The 21,192-nt window shown below is 69.5% G+C and carries 20 protein-coding genes; 3 read left to right on the top strand and 17 right to left on the bottom strand.

Annotated features, from left to right (window positions below; all coding sequences use genetic code 11):
* The first annotated feature begins 41 nt into the window (after window positions 1-41).
* Both atzF and ACIBLC_RS16605 read left to right on the top strand, forming a co-directional pair.
* Window positions 42-1,703, top strand: a complete 1,662-nt coding sequence (atzF, locus tag ACIBLC_RS16610; protein WP_399211655.1) for an allophanate hydrolase — start codon at window positions 42-44, stop codon at window positions 1,701-1,703.
* Between the two features lie 234 nt (window positions 1,704-1,937).
* On the top strand, window positions 1,938-3,044 hold the full coding sequence (locus ACIBLC_RS16605; RefSeq protein ID WP_399211654.1) for an LLM class flavin-dependent oxidoreductase: 1,107 nt from the start codon (window positions 1,938-1,940) through the stop codon (window positions 3,042-3,044).
* Window positions 3,045-3,194: 150 nt separating this feature from the next.
* On the opposite strand, the gene ACIBLC_RS16600 is transcribed toward ACIBLC_RS16605, so the two are convergent.
* The 12 genes from ACIBLC_RS16600 to ACIBLC_RS16545 all read right to left on the bottom strand — a co-directional run bounded on the left by ACIBLC_RS16600 (window position 3,195) and on the right by ACIBLC_RS16545 (window position 15,559).
* Window positions 3,195-6,056 (bottom strand): DEAD/DEAH box helicase, encoded by a 2,862-nt coding sequence (locus ACIBLC_RS16600; RefSeq protein ID WP_399211653.1) that lies wholly within the window; start codon window positions 6,054-6,056, stop codon window positions 3,195-3,197.
* 41 nt (window positions 6,057-6,097) lie between these two features.
* Window positions 6,098-6,988, bottom strand: coding sequence for a diacylglycerol kinase (locus ACIBLC_RS16595; RefSeq protein ID WP_399211652.1), 891 nt, complete (start codon window positions 6,986-6,988; stop codon window positions 6,098-6,100).
* Window positions 6,989-7,019: 31 nt separating this feature from the next.
* Window positions 7,020-7,970, bottom strand: a complete 951-nt coding sequence (gene tatC, locus ACIBLC_RS16590; RefSeq protein ID WP_399211651.1) for a twin-arginine translocase subunit TatC — start codon at window positions 7,968-7,970, stop codon at window positions 7,020-7,022.
* A gap of 47 nt (window positions 7,971-8,017) precedes the next feature.
* A complete protein-coding gene (gene tatA, locus ACIBLC_RS16585) occupies window positions 8,018-8,311 on the bottom strand; it encodes a Sec-independent protein translocase subunit TatA (protein WP_266825037.1) in 294 nt (97 codons plus the stop codon).
* A 239-nt stretch (window positions 8,312-8,550) separates the two neighbouring features.
* Window positions 8,551-8,745, bottom strand: a complete 195-nt coding sequence (locus tag ACIBLC_RS16580; RefSeq protein WP_399211650.1) for a hypothetical protein — start codon at window positions 8,743-8,745, stop codon at window positions 8,551-8,553.
* 52 nt (window positions 8,746-8,797) lie between these two features.
* On the bottom strand, window positions 8,798-9,169 hold the full coding sequence (locus tag ACIBLC_RS16575) for a hypothetical protein (protein WP_399211814.1): 372 nt from the start codon (window positions 9,167-9,169) through the stop codon (window positions 8,798-8,800).
* 17 nt (window positions 9,170-9,186) lie between these two features.
* A complete protein-coding gene (locus ACIBLC_RS16570; protein ID WP_399211649.1) occupies window positions 9,187-10,215 on the bottom strand; it encodes a helix-turn-helix transcriptional regulator in 1,029 nt (342 codons plus the stop codon).
* A 16-nt stretch (window positions 10,216-10,231) separates the two neighbouring features.
* Window positions 10,232-11,185: a helix-turn-helix transcriptional regulator gene (locus ACIBLC_RS16565; RefSeq protein WP_399211648.1), complete on the bottom strand. Its 954-nt coding sequence runs from the start codon at window positions 11,183-11,185 to the stop codon at window positions 10,232-10,234.
* A gap of 168 nt (window positions 11,186-11,353) precedes the next feature.
* Window positions 11,354-11,725, bottom strand: a complete 372-nt coding sequence (locus ACIBLC_RS16560; RefSeq protein ID WP_399211647.1) for an FKBP-type peptidyl-prolyl cis-trans isomerase — start codon at window positions 11,723-11,725, stop codon at window positions 11,354-11,356.
* Between the two features lie 69 nt (window positions 11,726-11,794).
* The gene (locus ACIBLC_RS16555; RefSeq protein WP_399211646.1) at window positions 11,795-12,799 is read right to left on the bottom strand and encodes an FKBP-type peptidyl-prolyl cis-trans isomerase; all 1,005 of its coding nucleotides are present in this window, start codon (window positions 12,797-12,799) and stop codon (window positions 11,795-11,797) included.
* A 129-nt stretch (window positions 12,800-12,928) separates the two neighbouring features.
* Entirely contained in the window at window positions 12,929-14,290 is a 1,362-nt protein-coding gene (gene pafA, locus ACIBLC_RS16550) for a Pup--protein ligase (RefSeq protein WP_266467065.1), read from the bottom strand.
* Window positions 14,291-14,299: 9 nt separating this feature from the next.
* Window positions 14,300-15,559 carry an MFS transporter gene (locus ACIBLC_RS16545; protein WP_399211645.1) on the bottom strand — a complete coding sequence of 420 codons (1,260 nt, stop codon included), beginning with the start codon at window positions 15,557-15,559 and terminating at the stop codon, window positions 14,300-14,302.
* 125 nt (window positions 15,560-15,684) lie between these two features.
* Between ACIBLC_RS16545 and ACIBLC_RS16540 the strand changes: the two genes are divergently transcribed.
* Window positions 15,685-16,713 carry a LacI family DNA-binding transcriptional regulator gene (locus ACIBLC_RS16540; RefSeq protein ID WP_399211644.1) on the top strand — a complete coding sequence of 343 codons (1,029 nt, stop codon included), beginning with the start codon at window positions 15,685-15,687 and terminating at the stop codon, window positions 16,711-16,713.
* Between the two features lie 338 nt (window positions 16,714-17,051).
* On the opposite strand, the gene prcA is transcribed toward ACIBLC_RS16540, so the two are convergent.
* The 5 genes from prcA to dop form a co-directional block, all read right to left on the bottom strand.
* The gene (prcA, locus tag ACIBLC_RS16535) at window positions 17,052-17,798 is read right to left on the bottom strand and encodes a proteasome subunit alpha (RefSeq protein ID WP_399211643.1); all 747 of its coding nucleotides are present in this window, start codon (window positions 17,796-17,798) and stop codon (window positions 17,052-17,054) included.
* A 109-nt stretch (window positions 17,799-17,907) separates the two neighbouring features.
* A complete protein-coding gene (prcB, locus tag ACIBLC_RS16530) occupies window positions 17,908-18,753 on the bottom strand; it encodes a proteasome subunit beta (RefSeq protein ID WP_399211642.1) in 846 nt (281 codons plus the stop codon).
* Window positions 18,705-18,881 (bottom strand): endonuclease domain-containing protein, encoded by a 177-nt coding sequence (locus ACIBLC_RS16525; RefSeq protein ID WP_399211813.1) that lies wholly within the window; start codon window positions 18,879-18,881, stop codon window positions 18,705-18,707. The genes prcB and ACIBLC_RS16525 overlap by 49 nt, the downstream gene beginning before the upstream one ends.
* Before the next feature lie 348 nt (window positions 18,882-19,229).
* Window positions 19,230-19,448, bottom strand: a complete 219-nt coding sequence (locus ACIBLC_RS16520) for a ubiquitin-like protein Pup (protein WP_399211641.1) — start codon at window positions 19,446-19,448, stop codon at window positions 19,230-19,232.
* A gap of 167 nt (window positions 19,449-19,615) precedes the next feature.
* Window positions 19,616-21,127, bottom strand: coding sequence for a depupylase/deamidase Dop (gene dop, locus ACIBLC_RS16515; protein ID WP_399211640.1), 1,512 nt, complete (start codon window positions 21,125-21,127; stop codon window positions 19,616-19,618).
* Between the last annotated feature and the right edge of the window lie 65 nt (window positions 21,128-21,192).

Raw genomic sequence — 21,192 nt, 5'->3', positions numbered from 1 at the left:
CGGCCGGCAGTCGAGCACGAACCCCGAGGCAAGGAGCACAGATGTCGTCCCCCACCCTGACCCGCGTCCGAAGGGCCTACGCCCGCATCGAAGAGGTCGACCGCCCCGAGGTGTGGATCGACCTGCGCCCTCAGAGGGAGGTCGAGCAAGAGGCGCGCGTCATCGACGAGCGCGTCACGGCGGGCGAACACCTCCCCCTGGCCGGCAGGCTCCTCGCCGCGAAGGGCAACATCGACGTGGCAGGCCTGCGGACCACCGCGGGCTGCCCGGCGTACGCGTACGCCCCGGAGGGCGACGCCCCCGTCGTCGCCCGCCTCCGCGCGGCAGGCGCGATCGTCCTCGGCACCACGAACCTGGACCAGTTCGCCACCGGCCTGGTCGGCACCCGCTCCCCCCACGGCGCCGTACGGAACGCCCTCGACCCGGCCAGGATCAGCGGCGGCTCCAGCTCGGGATCGGCCGTCGCCGTGGCCCTGGGAATCGTCGACCTCGCCCTGGGCACCGACACGGCGGGTTCGGGCCGGGTGCCCGCCGCCTTCAACGGCATCGTCGGCCTCAAACCGACCCGCGGCCTGGTCCCCACCACCGGCGTCGTCCCCGCCTGCGCCTCCCTCGACTGCGTGACCGTCTTCGCCCGTACGCTCCCGGAAGCCGAGCAGGCCCTCGCGCACATGGCCGCTCCGCCGGGACGCGGTCTGCCGGCCCTCCCCCAGCGGACGCCCGGCCCGTGGCGCGTCGCCGTCGCGTCACCGGCACAGCTCGGCGAGCTGGACGAGGGCTGGGCGGCGGCGTACGAGGCGACGGTCGACCAACTCAGGTCCGCCGGTGCCGAGTTGCGCACCCTCGACCTCAGCCCCTTCACCGAGGCCGCCGCGATGCTCTACGAAGGGGCGTTCGTCGCCGAGCGCTACACCGCCGTGGGGAGCTTTGTCGACAAGTTGATCAGCGAGGGCGGTGAGGGGCTCGACCCGACCGTCGCCGGAATCATCACCCGCGCCCGGGACATCCCGGCCCACCAGCTGTACGCGGACCAGGACCGCCTGGCCGCCCTCCGCTCCCGCGCCCTCGCACAACTCGGTGACGCGGACGCCCTGTTGCTGCCGACGACCCCGGGTCACCCCACCCTCGCCGAGGTCGCCGCCGACCCCCTGGGCGCCAACGCCCGCCTCGGCCGCTTCACCAACTCCACGAACCTCTTCGACCTGGCGGCGGTCGCCGTCCCCGCGGGCACGGTGGCCGGACTGCCCTTCGGCGTGATGCTGATCGGCCCGGCGTTCACCGACGAGCGCCTCGCGAGCATCGCCCGCCTGCTCCAGCCGCGACTGCGGGTCGCCGTGGTGGGAGCGCACCTGTCGGGCCAGCCACTGAACAGCCAACTCCTCTCCCTGGGCGCGGAGTTCGAACAAGCCACCACCACGGCACCCGTCTACCACCTGCACGCACTGTCCACGACACCGCCCAAACCGGGCCTGGTCCATGTCGGAGCGGGCGGCGCCGCCGTCGAGGCCGAGGTCTGGCGCCTCCCGGCCGAGGGCCTCGGCAGCCTGCTCTCCGAGCTGCCCCGTCCGATGACCCTCGGCCGCGTCGAACTGGCGGACGGCACGCACGTACCCGGCTTCCTGTGCGAACCGGCCGCGCTCGAAGGCGCGCGGGACATCACCGCGTACGGAGGCTGGCGTGCCTACCTCAGGGCCCGCTCGTGAACACACCTCGGGAGGACGGCTGTTCGCGGCGGGATCCGTTCGCGGGACGCCTGGTTGACTCGGTCCACGACCGCCTGTTCCACTGAAGCCATGCGCCCTCAGCTGCGGCTGGTCACCCGCGACCACATCGACTTCGGTCGTGTGTGGTCGGCGGCGTGTAGTGCCTGACGAGAACCCACGCCTTCTCCGTCACCGCACGACACCTCCGCACAGCTGAATCGAGGCCGCATTCCCATGCCCGTCGAGTTCCTCGGCATAGCCGCAACCAACGATGGCTCCGAAGTCACCGCGCGCAGTGGCGTCTCCTTCGACAGGGAGTACACGCTCCGGCTCGCCCGCGCCCACGAGGACCACGGCTGGGACCGGGTCCTGTTCGCGTACGGTTCGGGCTCCCCCGATCCGACCCCGGCCGCCGCGTACATCGCCGCGCGTACCGAGAAGCTGCAGATCCTGGTCGCCCACCGCCCGAACGTCTCGTACCCCACGTTCGCGGCGAAGACCTTCGCGACCCTGGACCACATCAGCGACGGCCGCCTCGCGGTGCACTTCATCACCGGCGGCAACGACCACGAACAGCAGCGCGAGGGCGACTTCCTCACCAAGGACGAGCGGTACGCCCGTACCCGCGAAGCCATCCAGATCATCAAGAAGGCGTGGACCTCGCACGAGCCCTTCGACCACGAGGGCACGCACTACCGCTTCAACGACTTCGTCAGCGACACCTTCCCCGTCCAACAGCCGCACCCGCGCGTCTCGTTCGGCGGCTCGTCCCCGGCGGCGTACGAGGCCGGTGGCGCCGAGGCCGACATCTACTGCCTCTGGGGCGAGCCGCTGGCCCAGACCGCCGAGCAGATCGAGTCGGTGAGGACCGCGGCGAAGGCGGCGGGCCGCACGGACGTGCCCAGGATCCAGGTCGCGTTCCGCCCGATCATCGCGCCGACCGAGGAACTGGCCTGGGAGAAGGCGCACGACACCCTCGCGAGGATCAAGACCCGTAGGTCCGGCGGGCTCCTCAACCGCCGCTACCCCGTGAAGAATCCGGAGAACACCGGGTCCCAGCGTCTGCTGGCGGTGGCCGCCGAGGGCGACCGCCACGACCGCGCCCTGTGGACCCCGACCGCGGCGGAGACCGGCGGCGCCGGCAACTCCAACGCCCTGGTCGGCACCCCCGAGACGGTCGCCCAGGCCCTCCTCGACTACTACGACCTCGGCGTCGACATCCTCTCGGCCCGCGGCTACGACCTCCTCGACGACGCCGTCGACTTCGGCCGCCACGTCATCCCGATCGTCCGCGAGGAGGTCGCGAAGCGGGACAAGATCCTCAGCCCTTCCGGCGCTTGAGGAAAGTCAGCCCCGCCAGCGTTTGAGGAGCCGGGTTCCAGGGGCAGCGCCCCTGGCGGGGCCTGGGGCGGAGCCACAGAAACAAGGGACGGGAAGGGGCGGAGGGGGCGAAAAACTCCCCCGCACCCACCCCTCCCGAGCCCCCGACGCTCACCCCACCGAGGAGTACGCCACAACCCCCCGCAACAGCCCATCCACCGCCTTGCGCGCGTTCTTCGCGACCGTCGAGTCCGCGGCCCCGGACACCGGTGCCGCCGCCGAGATCTGACCGAGCACGTCAATCACCTGCTTGCACCACCGCACGAAGTCCCCCGCGGGCATCTCCGCCTCTCGCAGCACCTCGTCGAGCCCCTTCCCGGAGGCCCACTCGTACGCGGCCCACGCGAACCCGAGATCCGGCTCCCGCTGTCCGACCCCCTCGGTCTGGGTGATCCCGAAGTCCTCCTCCAGCGCGTCCAGTCGCCCCCAGATCCGCACCATCTCCCCGAGCGCGGCCTTCGCCTTGCCGGACGGCACCTTCGGCGCCATCGCGTCGTCGGCGACCCGGGACTCGTAGACCAGAGCGGAGACGCACGCGGCGAGTTCGGGCGGGCTCAGGCCCTCCCAGACACCGGCACGCAGGCACTCGCTGGCGAGCAGGTCGAGTTCGCCGTACAGCCGGGCGAGCCGCTTGCCGTGTTCGGTGACCTCGTTGCCGCGCAGGTAGTCGAGCTCGGTGAGAAGCGCGACGATCCGGTCGAAGGTGCGTGCGATGGTGTTCGTCCGGCCCTCGATACGGCGCTCCAGCTGCGAGGTGTCCCGCAGCAGCCGGTGGTAGCGCTCGGCCCAACGGGCGTGGTCCTCCCGGTCGTTGCACCCGTGGCAGGGGTGGGCCCTGATCGCGGTGCGCAGCCGGGCGATCTCACGGTCGTCGGCGGCCTCGGACCGCCTCTTGCGGTGCCGGTCGGCGACGATGTGCCCGGCCTTCGTGCGCAGCGCGGACGCCAGATCACGGCGGGACTGCGGCGAGCGCGGATTGAAGGACTTCGGGATCCGCATCCGCTCCAGCGCCTCGACCGGCACCGGGAAGTCCATCGAGGCGAGCCGCTTCACCTGGCGCTCGGCGGTGAGCACCAGCGGGCGCGGCCCGTCGTGCTGCTCGAAGCCCCGATAGCCGTTCGACCGCCCGGCCGGCAGTCCGGGGTCCAGCACCAGCGCGAGACCCGCGTACTTGCCGGTCGGGACGTGGATGACGTCGCCGGGCTTGAGCTTCTCCAGCGCGACGGCCGCCTCCGCGCGCCGCTGTGCCGCGCCCTGCTTGGCCAGGTCCGTCTCACGGTCCTTGAGCTCGCGGCGCAGCGCCATGTACTCCTCGAAGTCCCCGAGGTGGCAGGTCATGGACTCCTTGTAGCCGTCGAGCCCCTCTTCGTTGCGCTGCACCTGCCGGGAGATCCCGACGACCGACTTGTCGGCCTGGAACTGTGCGAAGGACGTCTCGAGCAGCTCGCGCGAGCGGTGCCGGCCGAACTGCTCGACCAGGTTCACCGCCATGTTGTACGACGGCTTGAAGCTGGAGCGCAGCGGATAGGTGCGGGTGCCCGCGAGTCCCGCCAGGTGGTCGGGGCTGAAGCCCCGCTGCCACAGCACCACCGCGTGGCCCTCGACATCGATGCCACGGCGACCGGCGCGACCGGTCAGCTGGGTGTACTCGCCGGGGGTGATGTCGGCGTGCTGCTCGCCGTTCCACTTGACGAGCTTCTCCAACACCACCGAGCGGGCGGGCATGTTGATGCCGAGCGCGAGGGTCTCGGTGGCGAACACGGCCTTCACCAGACCGCGTACGAACAGCTCCTCGACGACCTCCTTGAACGTCGGCAGCATGCCCGCGTGGTGGGCCGCGATGCCGCGTTCCAGGCCCTCAAGGAACTCGTAGTAGCCCAGGACGTGCAGGTCCTCGCTCGGGATCGACGCCGTGCGCGCCTCGACGAGTTCACGCACTCTGACCCGCGCCTCGTCGTCGTTCAGCCGGAGCCCCGCGTACAGGCACTGCTGGACGGCGGCCTCGCAGGCCGCGCGGCTGAAGATGAACGTGATGGCGGGCAGGAGTCCCTCGGCGTCCAGGCGCTCGATGACCTCGGGCCTGCTCGGCGTCCACACCCGTGAGCGCTGTCTGCGTTCGCGCTCCCGGTCCGCCTCGCGCATCGCGCGGCCCCGTTTGCGGTCCTGGTACGACGGGCGGCTCGCCTCCATCCGGGCCAGGCGCGTGAGGTCGGGGTTGACGGCCTTCTTGTGGCCCTCCCCCTCCTCGAACAGGTCGTACATCCGGCGCCCGGCGAGCACGTGCTGGAACAGCGGCACGGGCCGGTGCTCGGAGACGATCACCTGGGTGTCGCCGCGGACGGTGTCCAGCCAGTCGCCGAACTCCTCAGCGTTCGACACCGTCGCCGAGAGTGACACCAGGGTCACCGACTCGGGGAGGTGGATGATCACTTCCTCCCAGACGGCACCCCGGAACCGGTCGGAGAGGTAGTGCACCTCGTCCATCACGACATAGCCGAGGCCCAGGAGGGTCTGCGAGCCCGCGTACAGCATGTTGCGCAGCACCTCGGTGGTCATCACGACCACCGGAGCCTCGGAGTTGACGCTGTTGTCACCGGTCAGCAGGCCGACCTTGTCCGCGCCGTAACGGCGGCAGAGGTCGGCGTACTTCTGGTTGGAGAGTGCCTTGATGGGCGTCGTGTAGAAGCACTTCTTGCCCTGCTGGAGGGCGAGGTGGACGGCGAACTCACCGACGATCGTCTTGCCCGATCCGGTGGGCGCGGCCACCAGCACACCCTTGCCCGCCTCGAGCGCCTTGCAGGACTCGATCTGGAAGGGGTCGAGGCCGAAGTCGTACATCTCGCGGAAGCCGGCGAGTGCGGTGGCCTGCTCGACAGCGCGCTTCCGTGCTGCCGCGTACCGCTCGGCCGGGGAGAGTTCCTCTGTCATCGTGCTTTCGAGACTACCGGGAGCCACTGACAACACAACGATCAATATCCGGATCCACACCCGCGAAACCCGAGGGTCCCCGCAGCTCAGGCAATCGCCACCCGTACCGCACCACGCACACACTCCGCCGTGAGCGGCAGCGGCCCCAGCGGTTCGCCGTCCGCGTACCCCGTGACGCCGTCGGCGGCCAGCTCCACCCTGGCCGCCCGGTACGCGGTGACCTTGGGGTGATCGAGATGTGTGCCCCGGTAGACCTTCGGGAACACCTTCAGCAGTGTCGTACGGCCGCAGTTCCCGACCACCGTCACATCGAACAGCCCGTCGTCCAGCTCCGCGCCCGCGCAGATCCTCATGCCGCCGCCGTACGACGAACCGTTGCCGACCGCCACGAGCGTCGCCTCGATCTCCCGGGCCTCGCCGTCGTCCAGCGTGATCCGGTACGGGACGGGCTTGAAGGCGGCCAGTTCGGCGAGCATCGCGAGGTCGTACTTGATTCGGCCGACGGGCCACCGCATCCGGTTGCCCCGGTCGTTGACCCGGGAGTCGAAGCCGGAGGCGAGGACGGTACCGAACCAGCGACCGCCCACCCTGCCCAGGTCGACGTCACGCAGCCGTTCCGTCTTGAGTGCCTCGGCGATCACTCGCCCCGCTGCCGCCGGATCCCGTACGGGCAGGCCCAGGGCTCGCGCGAAGTCGTTCCCGGTGCCCACGGCGACCAGGCCGAGCGGGGTGCGCGTCCCGGCGACGGCCTGAAGGGCCAGGTTGGCCATGCCGTCGCCGCCGACGGCGATCAGGGCACCCGTCCCCTCCGCGACGGCGGCACACGCGCGCGTGAGGGCGTCCTCGGCGTTCTCCCCGACGACCGTACGGACGGAGAATCCCGCCGCCCGCAAAGCGGAAGCGGCCGGCTGCGCCGCGTGGGCGCCCCGGCCGCGTCCCGCGGTGGGGTTCACGAAGAGGGTGATCTCGCTGGTCACGAGCCCGACCCTATGATCTCTTCGCGGTTCCTCAGGTCACGTCGTCATAACCGTTGACGCGTTCCGTGCTCGCCTGCTCCGGCAGTGCGGTCCGGCTGGCCGACACCGTCTCGATCTCGCCGATGGCCTCGGGCGTGAGGTCAAGCTCGGAGGCCTCGTCGTCGGCCGGTCCCGCCGCGTCGCGCCGACGCCTGCGCCGGTCGTTCAGCAGCGAGAAGGCGACGGCGCCGAAGTAGAGGACCCAGATCGGTCCGGCGAGCGCCAGCATGGTCAGCGGGTCGGTGCTGGGCGTGGCCACGGCCGCGAAGACCGTGATGCCCATGATCATGGCGCGCCACCAGTTGAGCATCCGCCTGCCGGTGATCGCCCCGGTGAGGTTGAGGAAGACCAGCAGCAGCGGCAGTTCGAAGGAGAGGCCGAAGACGAGCACCATGCGCGTGACGAGGTCGAGCAGGTCGTCCAGCGGCAGCAGGTTGGACGTGCCGTCCGGTGTGAAGTCGAGCAGCACCTTCGCCGTGGTGGGCAGCACGGAGTAGGCGAAGTAGGCGCCGCCCAGGAAGAGCGGGGCGCCGGTGCCGACGAACGCGTAGGCGTACTTCTTCTCGTGCCGGTGCAGACCGGGGGCGACGAAGCCCCAGAGCTGGTAGAGCCAGACCGGCGAGGCCAGCACGACACCGGCCATCAGCGACACCTTCAGCGCGAGCGTGAAGGGGGTGAGCAGACCGTTGATGGTGATCTGCGCGCACGGCTCGGAGGAGGACGACTTCGCCAGCTGCTCGAAGCTCTGGTCACAGCCGACCGAGTCGAGGATCGGCCTGGTGATGAGATTGATGATGTCGTTGTAGAAGAAGGCGGCGACGACGGTGATAGCGACGATGGCCAGCATCGCCTTCGCAAGCCGGTTGCGGAGCTCGCGAAGGTGTTCCGCGAGGGGCATGCGCCCCTCGGGATCCTTCTCCTTCTGGCGGGCAGGCTTCAGCAACCCACGTTCCCATCTCGTGCGGCGGGCCGGAGGTCACCGGCCCTGCGTCAGCGCTTGGTCGTCGAGTCCGTCGGCTCGGTGACCGGGCGGGAGCTGGTCACGTCGCCGGGCGCCGCCTGGATGGTCCGCTGGACAGGGGGCTGCTCGTCGGTGGCCGGCGGGGCGGCCGGAGCGGCGGCCGTGTCCTGGCCCTCCGTCTTCATGGCCTTGGCCTCGCTCTTCAGGATGCGCGCGGACTTGCCGAGCGAGCGCGCCATGTCCGGAAGCTTCTTCGCGCCGAACAGCAGGATGATGACGACGAGGATGAGAATGATCTCGGGAGCTCCGAGCCTTCCGAACATAATTCTTTACCTTCTCACCGAGGCGGCATGGAATGGGGGCTGTCCGATCGGTCGGACATCTGTCCGATCGTCGCGCTGACAGCGATCGTAACGCTCAGGGGTAAACGGGGGGCAATCCCTGTGCGTACTCCCAGTTCGCGACCCGCGCCTCGTTTATCGGGGCCGCGACCAGCAGCGTACCTGCCGTTGCCGGGAAGGTGACAGGGCGAAAGCCACTCGAAGCGCGACGAACCCTCGACTCACAGCGCGTCCACAGAGCGAGCCGTGGTCACAGCCGCGCGCTCCAGGTCCTCGGCGGCCCTGCCGATGCGCTCCGCGGAATCGGAGACCTGCCTGCCCAGACGCTCCGCTTCGAGAAAGACACGGACAGCGAGCACGCCGAGAACGGCGATTCCCAGGAAACCCACAGCAATAGCGAACATCGGCCAGAACATGACGCCGACCCTAGACGACCCCGGAGACCCGGGCACCGCCACGGTCACTCCTTCAGACCGTCGAGTGCAGACGCAGTGTCCGCACCCCGCCCCCGGTGAGGAGTTCGACGATGCGCTCACCGGCGGGCTTGCGCACGGCGCTGTCGCACTCCGGGCAGGTGAAGGAGTAGAAGGTGGTACGGCTAGATCCGCCGATGGCCAGCATCAGGGCGCTCGCCGTGAGCTCGAATTCGGCCCCGCAGTCGGGGCAGCCGGCCCGGAAGACCGTCTCGACGACCCTCCTCATCCCGGCGAAGGCCGTGACGACGGACATCTCGGGGCCGCCCGAGGACACACCGGCGGCCCGGTCCGGAACACCGGCCCGGTCCAGAGCACCGGCGGTCGCCGCCACACCAGCCTTCTCCGACGCACCAGAACCGGACATCGTCGACGTCGACGTGCTCAAAGCCCTTGCTCCTGCCTGTCGTACGGCCCGTCCTGAACTCCCTGAAGCCCGTCGTAGGCCGCCAGGGCCTCGCGCGCCGCCTGCTGGGCGCTGTCCGCGAGGGCCTGGGGTGACACGATCCGGCCGTCCCGGCCCAGCCGCAGCGCCAGTCGTCGCAGCGAGGTGGGGTCGGGGGTCCGCAAGGTGATACGCAGCCCGCCGTCCGCAAGCTCATCCGCACTGTCGTGCGGGTAGTACTCCGCGACCCAGCGCCCGCCGGGACCGACCTCCACGACCACCTCGGGATCCTCGGCCGCAGGCTGCACCAGCCCTTCGGAGAGGTCCCGCATCTCGATCTCGGGCGGGGCGGACGGCTCGTCCAGGATGCGGATCTCGGCGACCCGGTCCAGCCGGAAGGTGCGCCGCGCCTCGGAGCGACGGCACCAGGCCTCGACATAGGTGTGGCCGACGCTGACCAGCCGGATCGGGTCGATCTCGCGTTCGGTGAGCTCGTCGCGCGAGGGCGAGTAGTAGCGGATCCACAGCCGGCGGCGCTCGGAGATGGCGCGGTCGACGTCGGCGAAGACGCCGCCCTCGGACTCGAAGGTGACCGAGAGCCGTGAGCTGGCCCCGGCCGCCTCCCCCGAGGCGGCCTCCACCTTGGCGGTGGCGCGCAGCAGTGCCTGCCGGTCGCCCTCGCGCAGCCCGGGGAGCGTGGACACCGCACGGGCGGCCACGAGCAGCGCGGTCGCCTCGTCGGCGGCGATCCGCAGTGGCTCGGCCGCGTCCGCGCCGAGCGCGCCCGGGTTGCGCCACCAGATCCGGTCGCCGTCGGTGTCGATGTCGAGCAGGTCACCGCCGCGGAAACTGGTCCCGCACAGCGGCAGCACGTCGAGGTCGGAGATCAGTTCGTCCTCGGTGATCCCGAAGGCCCGGGCGACGTCGCTGACGCGTGCCCCGGGGCGCTCACGCAGATAGGTCACCAGGGAGAGCATCCGCCGGGTCTGGTCGATCGCGTTCGTGGGCCTGGCCGGTTTTCCTGCCACTTTCCTACGTTCCCCCTCAGCCCTTGGCCACGGCGCGCAGCCGGTCCACGACATCCGCACGGAGCTCGGCCGGCTCCAGGACCACCACGTCGGGCCCGAACTCGACCAGCCAGGCGTCCAGACCGTGCCCGTACGGAATCTCCAACTCGTCCCAGCCGTCGTCCAGTTCCCGGACAGAGGCGGCCTTGGCCCGCAGCGGGTAGCCGGAGCCGGTGCGCAGCCGGATCAGCGCGGAGCGGTCGGCGATCTCGCCCGCCCAGCCGGCGACCGTCTCGCGGACGGTGACGACGTCGGGCACCTCGGCGGTGTACCGGCCCGACCTGCTGCGGACCTTGCCGGTGATCCGCGAGAGCCGGAAGACACGCTCGGCTCCCCGGTCGCGGTCCCAGCCCGCCAGGTACCAGTGGCCTCGCCAGCATTCGAGAGCCCAGGGTTCGACAAGGCGGGGCTCGGGACGCGCGGCGGTGGCCTTGCGGTAGTCGAAGGCGACCGGACGGCGGTCGCGGCAGGCCAGCATCAGCGGTTCGAAGGCCGCCTCGTGCACGGGGATGTGCGGTTCCAGCGCGCCGTGGGGCTCGTACGGATCGACGTCCTCGGGCAGGCCCGCGGCGCGCAGCTTCTGGAGCGCGCCGCTCGCGGCACCGGCGAGGCGGGCCTGCTGCCAGACCTTGGCGGCGAGTCCGAGGGCCGCGGCCTCCTCGGCGTCGAGCGTGATGGCCGGCAGCCGGTTGCTGTCGCGGCGCGCGAGATAGCCGACCTCACCGTCGAGGTTCTCCACCGTCTCGATGACCAGGCCGAGTTCGCGCAGATCGTCCTTGTCCCGCTCGAACATCCTGTTGAAGGAGTCGTCCGAGCTCGCCTCCAGATAGGCCTCGATGGACTCGCGGAGCTCGCGCTTGCTGAGCGGCCGCCGTGTCCCGAGCAGACACAGCGCAAGGTTCATCAGCCGCTCGGCCTTGGCAATGGCCATCGACGCCCTTCCTATGGTGCTTCAGACCGATGACCGTACCGCTCCGACCTGTCGCGACAAAAGCCGAGGGCCCATGCCCGAACAGGCATGGGCCCCAAATGATCAAGTTCGGTCAGACCTCGCCGGATGATGTACGAAGATCAGTCCGTGACCCGGACAATCGGACGATCAGACGGCGACGAGGTCGCAGACAAAGATCAGCGTCTCGCCGGGACCGATGCGGCCGCCGGCCCCACGGTCGCCGTACGCGAGGTGCGCCGGGATGACCAGCTGGCGACGCCCGCCGACCTTCATGCCCTGCACGCCCTTGTCCCAGCCGCTGATGACCTGGCCGACGCCGAGCTGGAACTCGAGCGGGTTGCCGCGGTTCCAGGAGGCGTCGAACTCCTCGCCGGTGGAGAAGGCCACGCCCACGTAGTGGACCTTGACGAAGTCGCCGGCCTTGGCCACCGCCCCGTCGCCCTCCCAGATGTCCTTGATCTCGAGGTCCGCCGGGGGCTCGCCGCCCGGGAAGTCGATCTCGGGCTTCTCGATGCTCACGTCTCTAGCTCCTGCTTGTTCGCGTAAAGGCCTTAAAGCGATACCGACAGTCTCACATCCCCGAAGGCGTTACATCTTCGCCAGGATGTCGACCGAGAACACCAGCGTGGAGTCCTTGCTGATACCGCTCCCCTCCGGCGGGCTGTCGCCGTAGCCCAGGCTCGGCGGGACGACGATCAGGACGCGGCTGCCGACCTTCTTGCCCGTCAGACCCTGCGCCCAGCCCTTGACGACCTGGGTCAGCGAGAACGACGTCAGCGCGTCCCTGCCGTACGTCGAGTCGAACTCCTTGCCGGTGTCCCAGAGAACACCCTCGTACTGCACCAGGACCGTGCTGTCCGCCGCGAGTTCCGCGCCGTCGCCCTCGATGACGTAGTTCGCCACGAGCTTCGTCGGGGCGTCCGACTTCGGTACGTCGATGGAGGGGGCCTTGCCGTCGGTGTTGGTACCCACCTTCGGAAGGTCGATGTTGTCCTGCGCGACCGTCTTGCCCTTGGCGGAGCTCTTGGAGTTGAACGTGTTCTGGATGTCGACGACGAACACCAGGGTGTCGGTGCCCTTGATGCCCGCCTGCGTGTTCCCCTCCTTGCCGTAGCCCCAGGTCGGGGGTACGGCCATCTCGACGCGGCTGCCGACCTTCTTGCCCGCCAGGCCGTAGCGCCAGCCGTCGATGATGCTGCCCTGCGCGAGCTGGATGAGCAGCGGCGTCTTGCGGTCGTAGGAGTTGTCGAAGACCTTCGCCGTCGCCCAGACCTGGCCCAGGTAGTGCGCCTGGACGTAGTCGTTCTCCGCGACCGGCTTGCCGTTGCCCGCGATGACCGTCTTGACGGCCAGGTCCTTCGACGGGTCGCCGCTGCCCTTGGCGACGGTCGGCTTCTCGCCGAACTTCGTACCCGCCGTGATGGCCGGCACCGGACCGTCGACGATCTTCGGCGGCGGCGCGGCCGAGGCGGAGCCGGAGGCCGAAGCCGACAGGCTGCTGCTGGACTCGGCCGAGTCCGACTTGTCGTCGCTGCACGCGGCGAGTGTGACAAGTCCAGCGGGTACGGCTACAAGAAGTGAGCGTCGGCGCACGGTGGGGGCCCTCGTTCGGTCGATCTTGGTTGATGGCGTGCGCGCAACTCTACGACGTGAGAAGGGCGCCGTACGGAAAACGTACGGCGCCCCGCGTTGCGTTCCGGAATCAGGCCCGGAGCACTCCGCTCACATTCCTGCGATCAGCTTCTCCACCCGGTCGTCGACACTGCGGAAGGGGTCCTTGCACAACACGGTGCGCTGCGCCTGGTCGTTGAGCTTGAGATGCACCCAGTCGACCGTGAAATCCCGGCGCTGTTCCTGAGCGCGCCGGATGAAGTCGCCGCGCAACCGTGCCCGAGTTGTCTGCGGGGGCACGGACTTGCCCTCGAAGATCTTCAAGTCGTTGCAGATCCGGGCGGCTTGGCCCTTCCTCTCCAGGAGGTAGTAAAGGCCGCGCCGACGGTGGATGTCGTGGTAGGCGAGGTCTATCTGCGCGACGCGCGGGTTGGACATGGTCATGTTGTGCTTCGCTCGGTAGCGCTCGATGAGCTGGTACTTCATGACCCAGTCGATCTCGGTGCCGATCCGGTCGAGGTCCTCGGACTCGATCGAGTCCAGCGTGCGACCCCACAGTTCCAGGACCTGCTCGACGACTCCGGTACGGATGCCGCGGCGCTCGACGAAGTCCACGGCTTTCTCGTAGTACTCACGCTGCACATCGAGGGCGGAGGCCTCACGGCCGCTGGCCAGACGCACCTTGCGCCGGCCCGTGATGTCGTGGCTGACCTCGCGGATCGCCCGGATCGGGTTCTCCAGGGTCAGGTCGCGCATCACCGTGCCCGCCTCGATCATGCGCAGCACGAGGTCGGTGGCACCGACCTTGAGGAGCATGGTCGTCTCGGACATGTTCGAGTCGCCGACGATGACGTGCAGCCTGCGGTAGCGCTCGGCGTCCGCGTGCGGTTCGTCGCGCGTGTTGATGATCGGCCGGGAGCGGGTCGTCGCGGAACTGACGCCCTCCCAGATGTGCTCGGCACGCTGGCTGACGCAGTACACGGCGCCGCGCGGAGTCTGCAGCACCTTGCCGGCGCCGCAGAGGAGCTGCCTCGTGACGAGGAACGGAATGAGAATGTCCGCGAGCCGGGAGAACTCCCCGTGCCGGGCCACCAAGTAGTTCTCGTGGCACCCGTACGAGTTGCCCGCAGAGTCGGTGTTGTTCTTGAACAGATAGACGTCGCCCGCGATTCCTTCCTCGTGCAGGCGTCGTTCTGCGTCTACCAGGAGTCCTTCGAGAATGCGCTCGCCGGCCTTGTCGTGGGTGACCAGTTCGGTCACGTTGTCACATTCGGGAGTCGCGTATTCCGGATGTGATCCCACGTCGAGATAGAGGCGGGCACCGTTCCGCAGAAAGACATTGCTGCTGCGGCCCCATGACACGACACGGCGGAAGAGGTACCGAGCCACCTCGTCGGGAGACAGGCGGCGCTGTCCCCTGAACGTACACGTGACGCCGTACTCGTTCTCCAGCCCGAAAATGCGGCGGTCCATGACTGAACATTACGCCCGATCCCCTGAGCGCAAACGGGGTTCGACGGCACGGTTTGGATCATTTTCCGAGGAGACCGCGACGACCGCCGTGTTCCCGGTGGCCGCGAGGACCCGCCCCGTGGCCAGCAGAACCACCAGCGCGGCGGCTCCCGCGGCACCCGGTACGGCGTAGCCCCACACCGCCCCGCCCCACTCGACGACAGGTCCCGCGAGGCCCGTTCCGACGGACGCTCCCACGGTGAACGTGGTCACAAGCCAGGAGAAAGCCTCGGTGACGGTGCCCTGGGGAGCGTGCCGGTCGACGAGGACGAACGCGCAGGCGATACAGGGCGCCAGGAACACCCCGGCGAGCGCGGTGAGGGCCGTCATGGCCACCGGACCCGGCACCAGCGTCAGCGGCACGTAACACACCGCCAGGAGCGCGACGAGCAGCCGCAGTCGCCGTTCGGGCGCCCCGGTCCACTGCCGGGCGCCGTACACCGCGCCGCCGACGAGCGCGCCGAGGCCGATGCCCGCCATCAGCCAGCCGTACACCGCGTCCCCACCGTGCGCGTCGGAGTACGACAGCGCGGCGACCGTGATCGAGCCGAGCGCGATCCCGACGAACAGGAACGCGCCGAGCAGGGCCACGAGCCCCGCCGAACGCAGCGCCCCGAGCCAGTGCGCCTCGCGGGGAGCCGAGCGCCACGCGCGCGAGGGCACCGACACGACCACGGAGAGGGCGCCCAGCAGGCCGATGACGTTCAGGACGAGCAGCGCCGCCTCGGCGGACCAGAGCGCCACGCACAGCGTCACCAGCAGGGGCCCGACGGTGAACATGATCTCCTGCGCCACGGCGTCCATCGCGTACGCGGTGTGCACCTGTTCCTCCTTGCGGAGGACGGAGGGCCACAGCGCCCGCAGGCCGCCCTCCAGCGGGGGCGTGAAGAGCCCGGCGACCACCATGGCGACATACGCGAGCGCCAGCGGGTCCGTGCCCGAGAAGGCGAAGAGCGCCATCCCGAGGGCCGAGACGAGCGCGGCGGGCAACTGGACGCGGGGCTGCCCGTAGAGGTCCACGAGCCGCCCGAGCAGCGGCTGCCCCACGGCGTTGGCGACCCCGTACACGGCGGCCAGTCCACCCGCCAGGCTGTACGTGCCGCCCTCCGCGCGGACGAAGAGGACCACGGCGATGGCGGCGGTCGCGTTCGGCAGCCGTCCTATGAGCGTGCCGGCGAGCAGCCTGGCGGCATGCCTCGCCCGGAGGATCTCCAGATATCCCGCGGCCATGACGCGCCCTTCCCCTGATCCCGTTCCGTCCGCACCCCGCCGCGTCCGAAGTTTTACGTATAACTCCCTCTCCCATACGTACCATGTGCGCAGTCCGCGAGTCCATACGAGGGAGCAGGTCGACGGTGGCACAAGGCAGCACGCGCCCCACGAGCCGGGACGTCGCCCAGGCCGCCGGCGTCTCCCAGGCCGCCGTCTCGCTGGTGCTCGGCGACAAGTGGCGCGGCCGGGTCTCCGAGGCGACGGCCGAACGGGTCCGGGAAGCCGCCCAGGAGCTCGGCTACCGCCCGAACCTGGCCGCCCGCAACCTGCGCCTGGGCCGCACCCGCACGGTCCTCCTCGTGGTTCCCGCGCTGACCACCGAGTTCTTCGCGGGGGTGTACACGGGTGCCGCCCGGGTGGCGGCCGAGCACGGCTTCGGTGTCGTCCTCTATCCCTCCCCCGAAGGCATCGGCCCGGCCCGCGACCCCTTCGGCTCGGCACCCGCCGCCCTCGACGGCATGATCGCCTCCTCGATGGCCGCCGACGCCCTCACCGCCATCCGCGGCGACCAGCTCCCCCTGGTCATGCTCGACAGCGACCCCGAGGGCAGCCTGGGCGCGGCGACCGTCAACCTCGACATCAGAGACGGCGTACGCCAGGTCGCCGCACACCTGCTGGCCCTGGGCCACCGCCACTTCCTGCACCTGGCGGCCGACATCCCCTCCTGGACCTTCGAGGTACGCGCCCAGGAACTCGCCACCCGCCTGTCCGACGTCCCCGGCACCCGCCTCCGCACAGCCAGAGCCCCCATCTCCATGGAAGGCGCCCTGGAGGCCGCCGAAAGGGCCCTGGCGGCCCCCGGCCCCCGCCCCACCGCCCTGGTCTGCGACGACGACAAACTGGCCGCCGGCGCCTACAAGGCGGCCCGCCGCCTCGGCCTCCACATCCCCGACGACCTCTCGATCACCGGCCTGGACGACCTGGCCCTGGCCAGAGCCATCGACCCCGAACTCACCACCGTCCGCCTCAACGCCGAACTCTTCGGCGAACAGGGCATGCAGGCCCTCCTGGCCGTCCTGGAAGGCCGAACACCCCCGCAGGACGACATCCCGGTGCAACTGGTGGTACGAGGCTCCACAGCCCCACCCCACCCCGCGACTCCCCCGACCTGAGCGCGCCCGGCCCACCCACGACCTGAGCGCGCCCCCCTCCTGACCCCCCACTCATCACCACCCACGCAGCCGCACCCGGAACCGCACGGAAGGGGCCGGGGGGCCGGTACTTCAAATGCCCGTCGCGTACGTGGTCACACCGCCCCCCAGCCCCACAACAAACCAAAGTGCCCATCGGCGACGGGCGGATGTACCGGCCCCCCGGCCCCGACCCACAACGGACCGACACGACACCGGCACCGGCACCGGCACCGGCACCGGCAGGCACGGAAACGCCACGTGCCCCGGCCGACGAAGGCCCGGGGCACGCGACAAACGGCACAACGCTGACGAACGACTCACTCGTCGTCGTCAGGATCCTCCGCCTCGGTAGCCGTGGACGCCCCGCCCGCCTCGAGCAACCGAGCGAGCTGCCGTCCGACAATCCGCTTGAACTTCCGCTGCTGCGGCCGCGTACGGTCAAGAATCGCGACCTCGAGCCGCTCCGTGGGAATCTCCCGCTCTCCCCCGTTCGCCTCACGCGACAACGCCTGCACGGCCAGCTTCAACGCCTCGGCAAGCGACATGCCGTCTTCATGACGCTGGTCCAGATAGGTGCTGATCTGCTCGGCGCTGCCACCCACCGCGACCGACCCGTGCTCATCCACGATCGACCCGTCGTGCGGGAGCCGGTAGATCTGGTCACCCTCGGGGGTGTCCCCCACCTCGGCGACCACAAGCTCCACCTCGTACGGCTTCTCGGCCGCGCTGGAGAAGATCGTGCCCAGCGTCTGGGCGTAGACGTTGGCGAGACCGCGGGCGGTCACATCGTCACGGTCGTAGGTGTAACCCCGCAGATCGGCGTAGCGCACACCGCCGATCCGCAGATTCTCGTACTCGTTGTACTTGCCGGCGGCCGCGAAGCCGATCCGGTCATAGATCTCGCTGAACTTGTGCAGCGCGCGGGACGGGTTCTCGCCGACGAACACGATGCCGTCGGCATACTGCAGCACAACGAGGCTGCGACCACGGGCGATGCCCTTGCGGGCGTATTCCGCCCGGTCGGCCATCGCCTGCTGGGGTGAGACATAGAACGGCGTCGACACCGGTTATCCGTCCCTTTCTGTGGAAGTCACTGGATCACTTGCCAGGAACCAGCCGCCAAGAAGCCGCCGTCGGAGCGGGCGCCGTCGAGCAGCGGTCAAGAAGCCGCTGTCAGAGCAGCGCTGCCCGCGGTCCGTCGGGCTGCTCGAGGCGCCGCTCCAGGATCGCGCGGGCGATCTCGGAGGACTCCTCGTCGTCGAGACGGCGGAATCCGTCCTCGGTGATCACGGTGACGATCGGGTAGATCCGGCGGGCGACATCGGGACCACCGGTCGCCGAGTCGTCGTCGGCCGCGTCGTACAGGGCCTGGACGACGAGGGTGGTGGCCTCCGCCTCGGCCAGGTCCTTGCGGAAGAGCTTCTTCATGGCACCGCGCGCGAAGACCGAGCCGGAGCCGGTGGCGGCGAAGCCGTGCTCCTCGGAGCGGCCGCCGGTGACGTCGTAGGAGAAGATGCGGCCCCGCTCGCGGTCCACGTCGTAGCCCGCGAAGAGGGGAACGACGGCGAGGCCCTGCATGGCCATGCCGAGGTTCGAACGGATCATCGTGGACAGGCGGTTGGCCTTGCCCTCCAGGGAGAGCGTGGCGCCCTCCACCTTCTCGAAGTGCTCCAGCTCCAGCTGGAACAGCTTGACCATCTCGACGGCGAGGCCGGCCGTACCGGCGATACCGACGGCCGAGTACTCGTCCGCCGGGAACACCTTCTCGATGTCCCGCTGCGCGATGACATTGCCCATGGTGGCCCGCCGGTCACCGGCGAGGACCACACCGCCGGGGAACGTGACGGCGACGATGGTCGTGCCGTGCGGAGCCTCGATCACACCCTGGGTGGGCGGCAGTTGCCGCCTGCCCGGGAGCATGTCCGGCTGGTGGTCGGACAGGAAGTCCATGAAGGACGACGACCCGGGCGTCAGGAAGGCAGCCGGTAGACGCCCGGTGCTACGAGTGTTGGCTTCCACGGGGATCCTTCCAAGTAGGCGGCACCCCGACGAACAGCGTCGGGATCATCTCCCAACTTGCCGATGGCCGAATTGCAGTTGAAGCACGGTACGCCACGGACCCTACCCGTCTCGTGGCAGTGATCCACATGAATGGCCGGAGCTTTCAAACGGATCACGGAGAGCCTCGTCGCGAGGCGACCATCGCGTCGTGTTCAGCTTCGGTGAAGCCGTAGTGGCGCATCGGATGACCCCAGACGATCTCTCGACCTCTGAAGGCTCTCCGACGGCTCAGGGACGTCCATCTTCTCGCGCACCGTCATGCCGGGCGCCTCACCGCGTCGCCGGTGGTGCGTGGCCGAATACCTCCGCCACGCACCACCGGCATCGCGCCTGGGGCCCGTCACACCAGTTCCCGTGGACAGCCGACGACGCGAGCGGCGATTCCCGCCCGCGTCCGGTATGCCGCTTCGCGTCGAGCGAATACGGCATGACCGTTATTGTCCGCCTTTTTGAACAAAGGACCGAACGAAGTCCTCGGCGTTCTCTTCGAGCACATCATCGATTTCGTCGAGGACGGAGTCCACGTCGTCGCTCAGCTTCTCCTGGCGCTCCTTGAGGTCGTCCGTAGCCTGCGCGTCCTGCGCCTGCTCCTCGACCTCCTCGGTGTCGCGCGTCGCCTTCTGCTGTCCGCCGCCGGTGTCCTTGGTCGCCATAAACCCTCACCCCGCTCGGTTCGACGTTCTTGATCAGACCCTACAAGCAGGGTCCGACATCGGCCCCGCAGTTGCTACAACGTCTGGGTGCCACCCCGATGATTCCCGGACGGCGCCTGTTTCCACCCCGTCCGGCCCGCTGGGCCCCGAGAGCCGCACTGGCCCGCTCAGCCGCCCGACAGGACCTTGACCAGGTCTTCAGCGGTTCGACAGCGGTCCAGGAGCTCTTTGACGTGATTACGCGTTCCGCGAAGCGGCTCCAGGGTTGGGACGCGCTGGAGCGAGTCCCTGCCCGGCAGATCGAAGATCACCGAGTCCCAGGAGGCCGCCGCGACGTCGTCCGCGTACTGCTCGAGGCAGCGCCCGCGGAAGTACGCGCGCGTGTCCTCAGGCGGCTTCGTACGGGCCCGCTCGACGTCCTGCTCGTCCAGGAGGCGCTTCATCTTGCCGCGGGCCGCGAGACGGTTGTAGATGCCCTTCTCGGCCCGTACGTCGGCGTACTGGAGGTCCACGAGGTGCAGCCGGGCCGCGTCCCAGTCGAGGCCGTCACGGCGCTGGTAGCCCTCCATGACCTCCCGCTTGGCGACCCAGTCGAGCTCTCCGGAGAGGCTCATCGGGTCGTTCTCCAGGCGGTTCAGGGTGTCCTCCCAGCGGAGCAGGACATCCACGGTCTGCTCGTCGGCGTCCGACCCGAACCGCTCCTCCACGTACTTGCGGGCGAGCTCGAAGTACTCCATCTGGAGCTGGACAGCGGTGAGTGTCCTGCCACTACGGAGCGTGACCAGGCGCTTGAGTGTGGGGTCGTGCGACACCTGGTGGAGGGTGCGGACGGGCTGGTCGACCGCCAGGTCCACGGCGATGAAGCCGTCCTCGATCATCGAGAGGACCAGAGCGGTGGTGCCCAGCTTCAGATAGGTCGAGATCTCGGAGAGGTTCGCGTCGCCGATGATCACGTGCAGCCTGCGGTACTTCTCGGCGTCCGCGTGCGGCTCGTCGCGCGTGTTGATGATCGGGCGCTTCAGGGTGGTCTCCAGACCCACCTCGACCTCGAAGTAGTCGGAGCGCTGGCTGAGCTGGAAGCCGTGCTCGTGCCCGTCCTGACCGATACCGACGCGGCCCGCTCCGGTGACGACCTGACGTGAGACGAAGAACGGCGTGAGGTGACGCACGATGTCCGAGAACGGGGTCTCCCGCTTCATCAGGTAGTTCTCGTGCGTGCCGTAGGAGGCGCCCTTGTTGTCGGTGTTGTTCTTGTAGAGGTGGATCGGCTGGGCGCCGGGGAGCTGCGCCGCGCGCTCCGCGGCCTCCGCCATGATGCGCTCGCCGGCCTTGTCCCACAGGACGGCGTCCAGCGGGTTGGTGACTTCCGGAGAGCTGTACTCCGGGTGTGCGTGGTCCACGTACAGCCGCGCCCCGTTGGTGAGGATGACGTTGGCCAGCCCGATGTCCTCGTCGGTGAGCTGGCTGGAGTCCGCGGACTCGCGGGCGAGGTCGAAGCCCCGTGCGTCCCGCAGCGGGTTCTCCTCCTCGAAGTCCCAGCGGGCGCGGCGCGCCCGGTGCATCGCCGCGGCGTACGCGTTGACGATCTGGGACGAGGTGAGCATGGCATTGGCGTTCGGGTGGCCGGGGACGGAGATCCCGTACTCCGTCTCGATGCCCATTACTCGCCGTACGGTCATGCGGCCCTCCTTGCCCGGCAGTGCTCTCGGTCGGGAGCACCGCTCAAGTACCGCCGGTTCTCCGG

Source organism: Streptomyces sp. NPDC050535, assembly GCF_044457665.1.
Lineage (GTDB): Bacteria > Actinomycetota > Actinomycetes > Streptomycetales > Streptomycetaceae > Streptomyces.
This window is presented reverse-complemented; position numbering and strand designations above follow the sequence as displayed.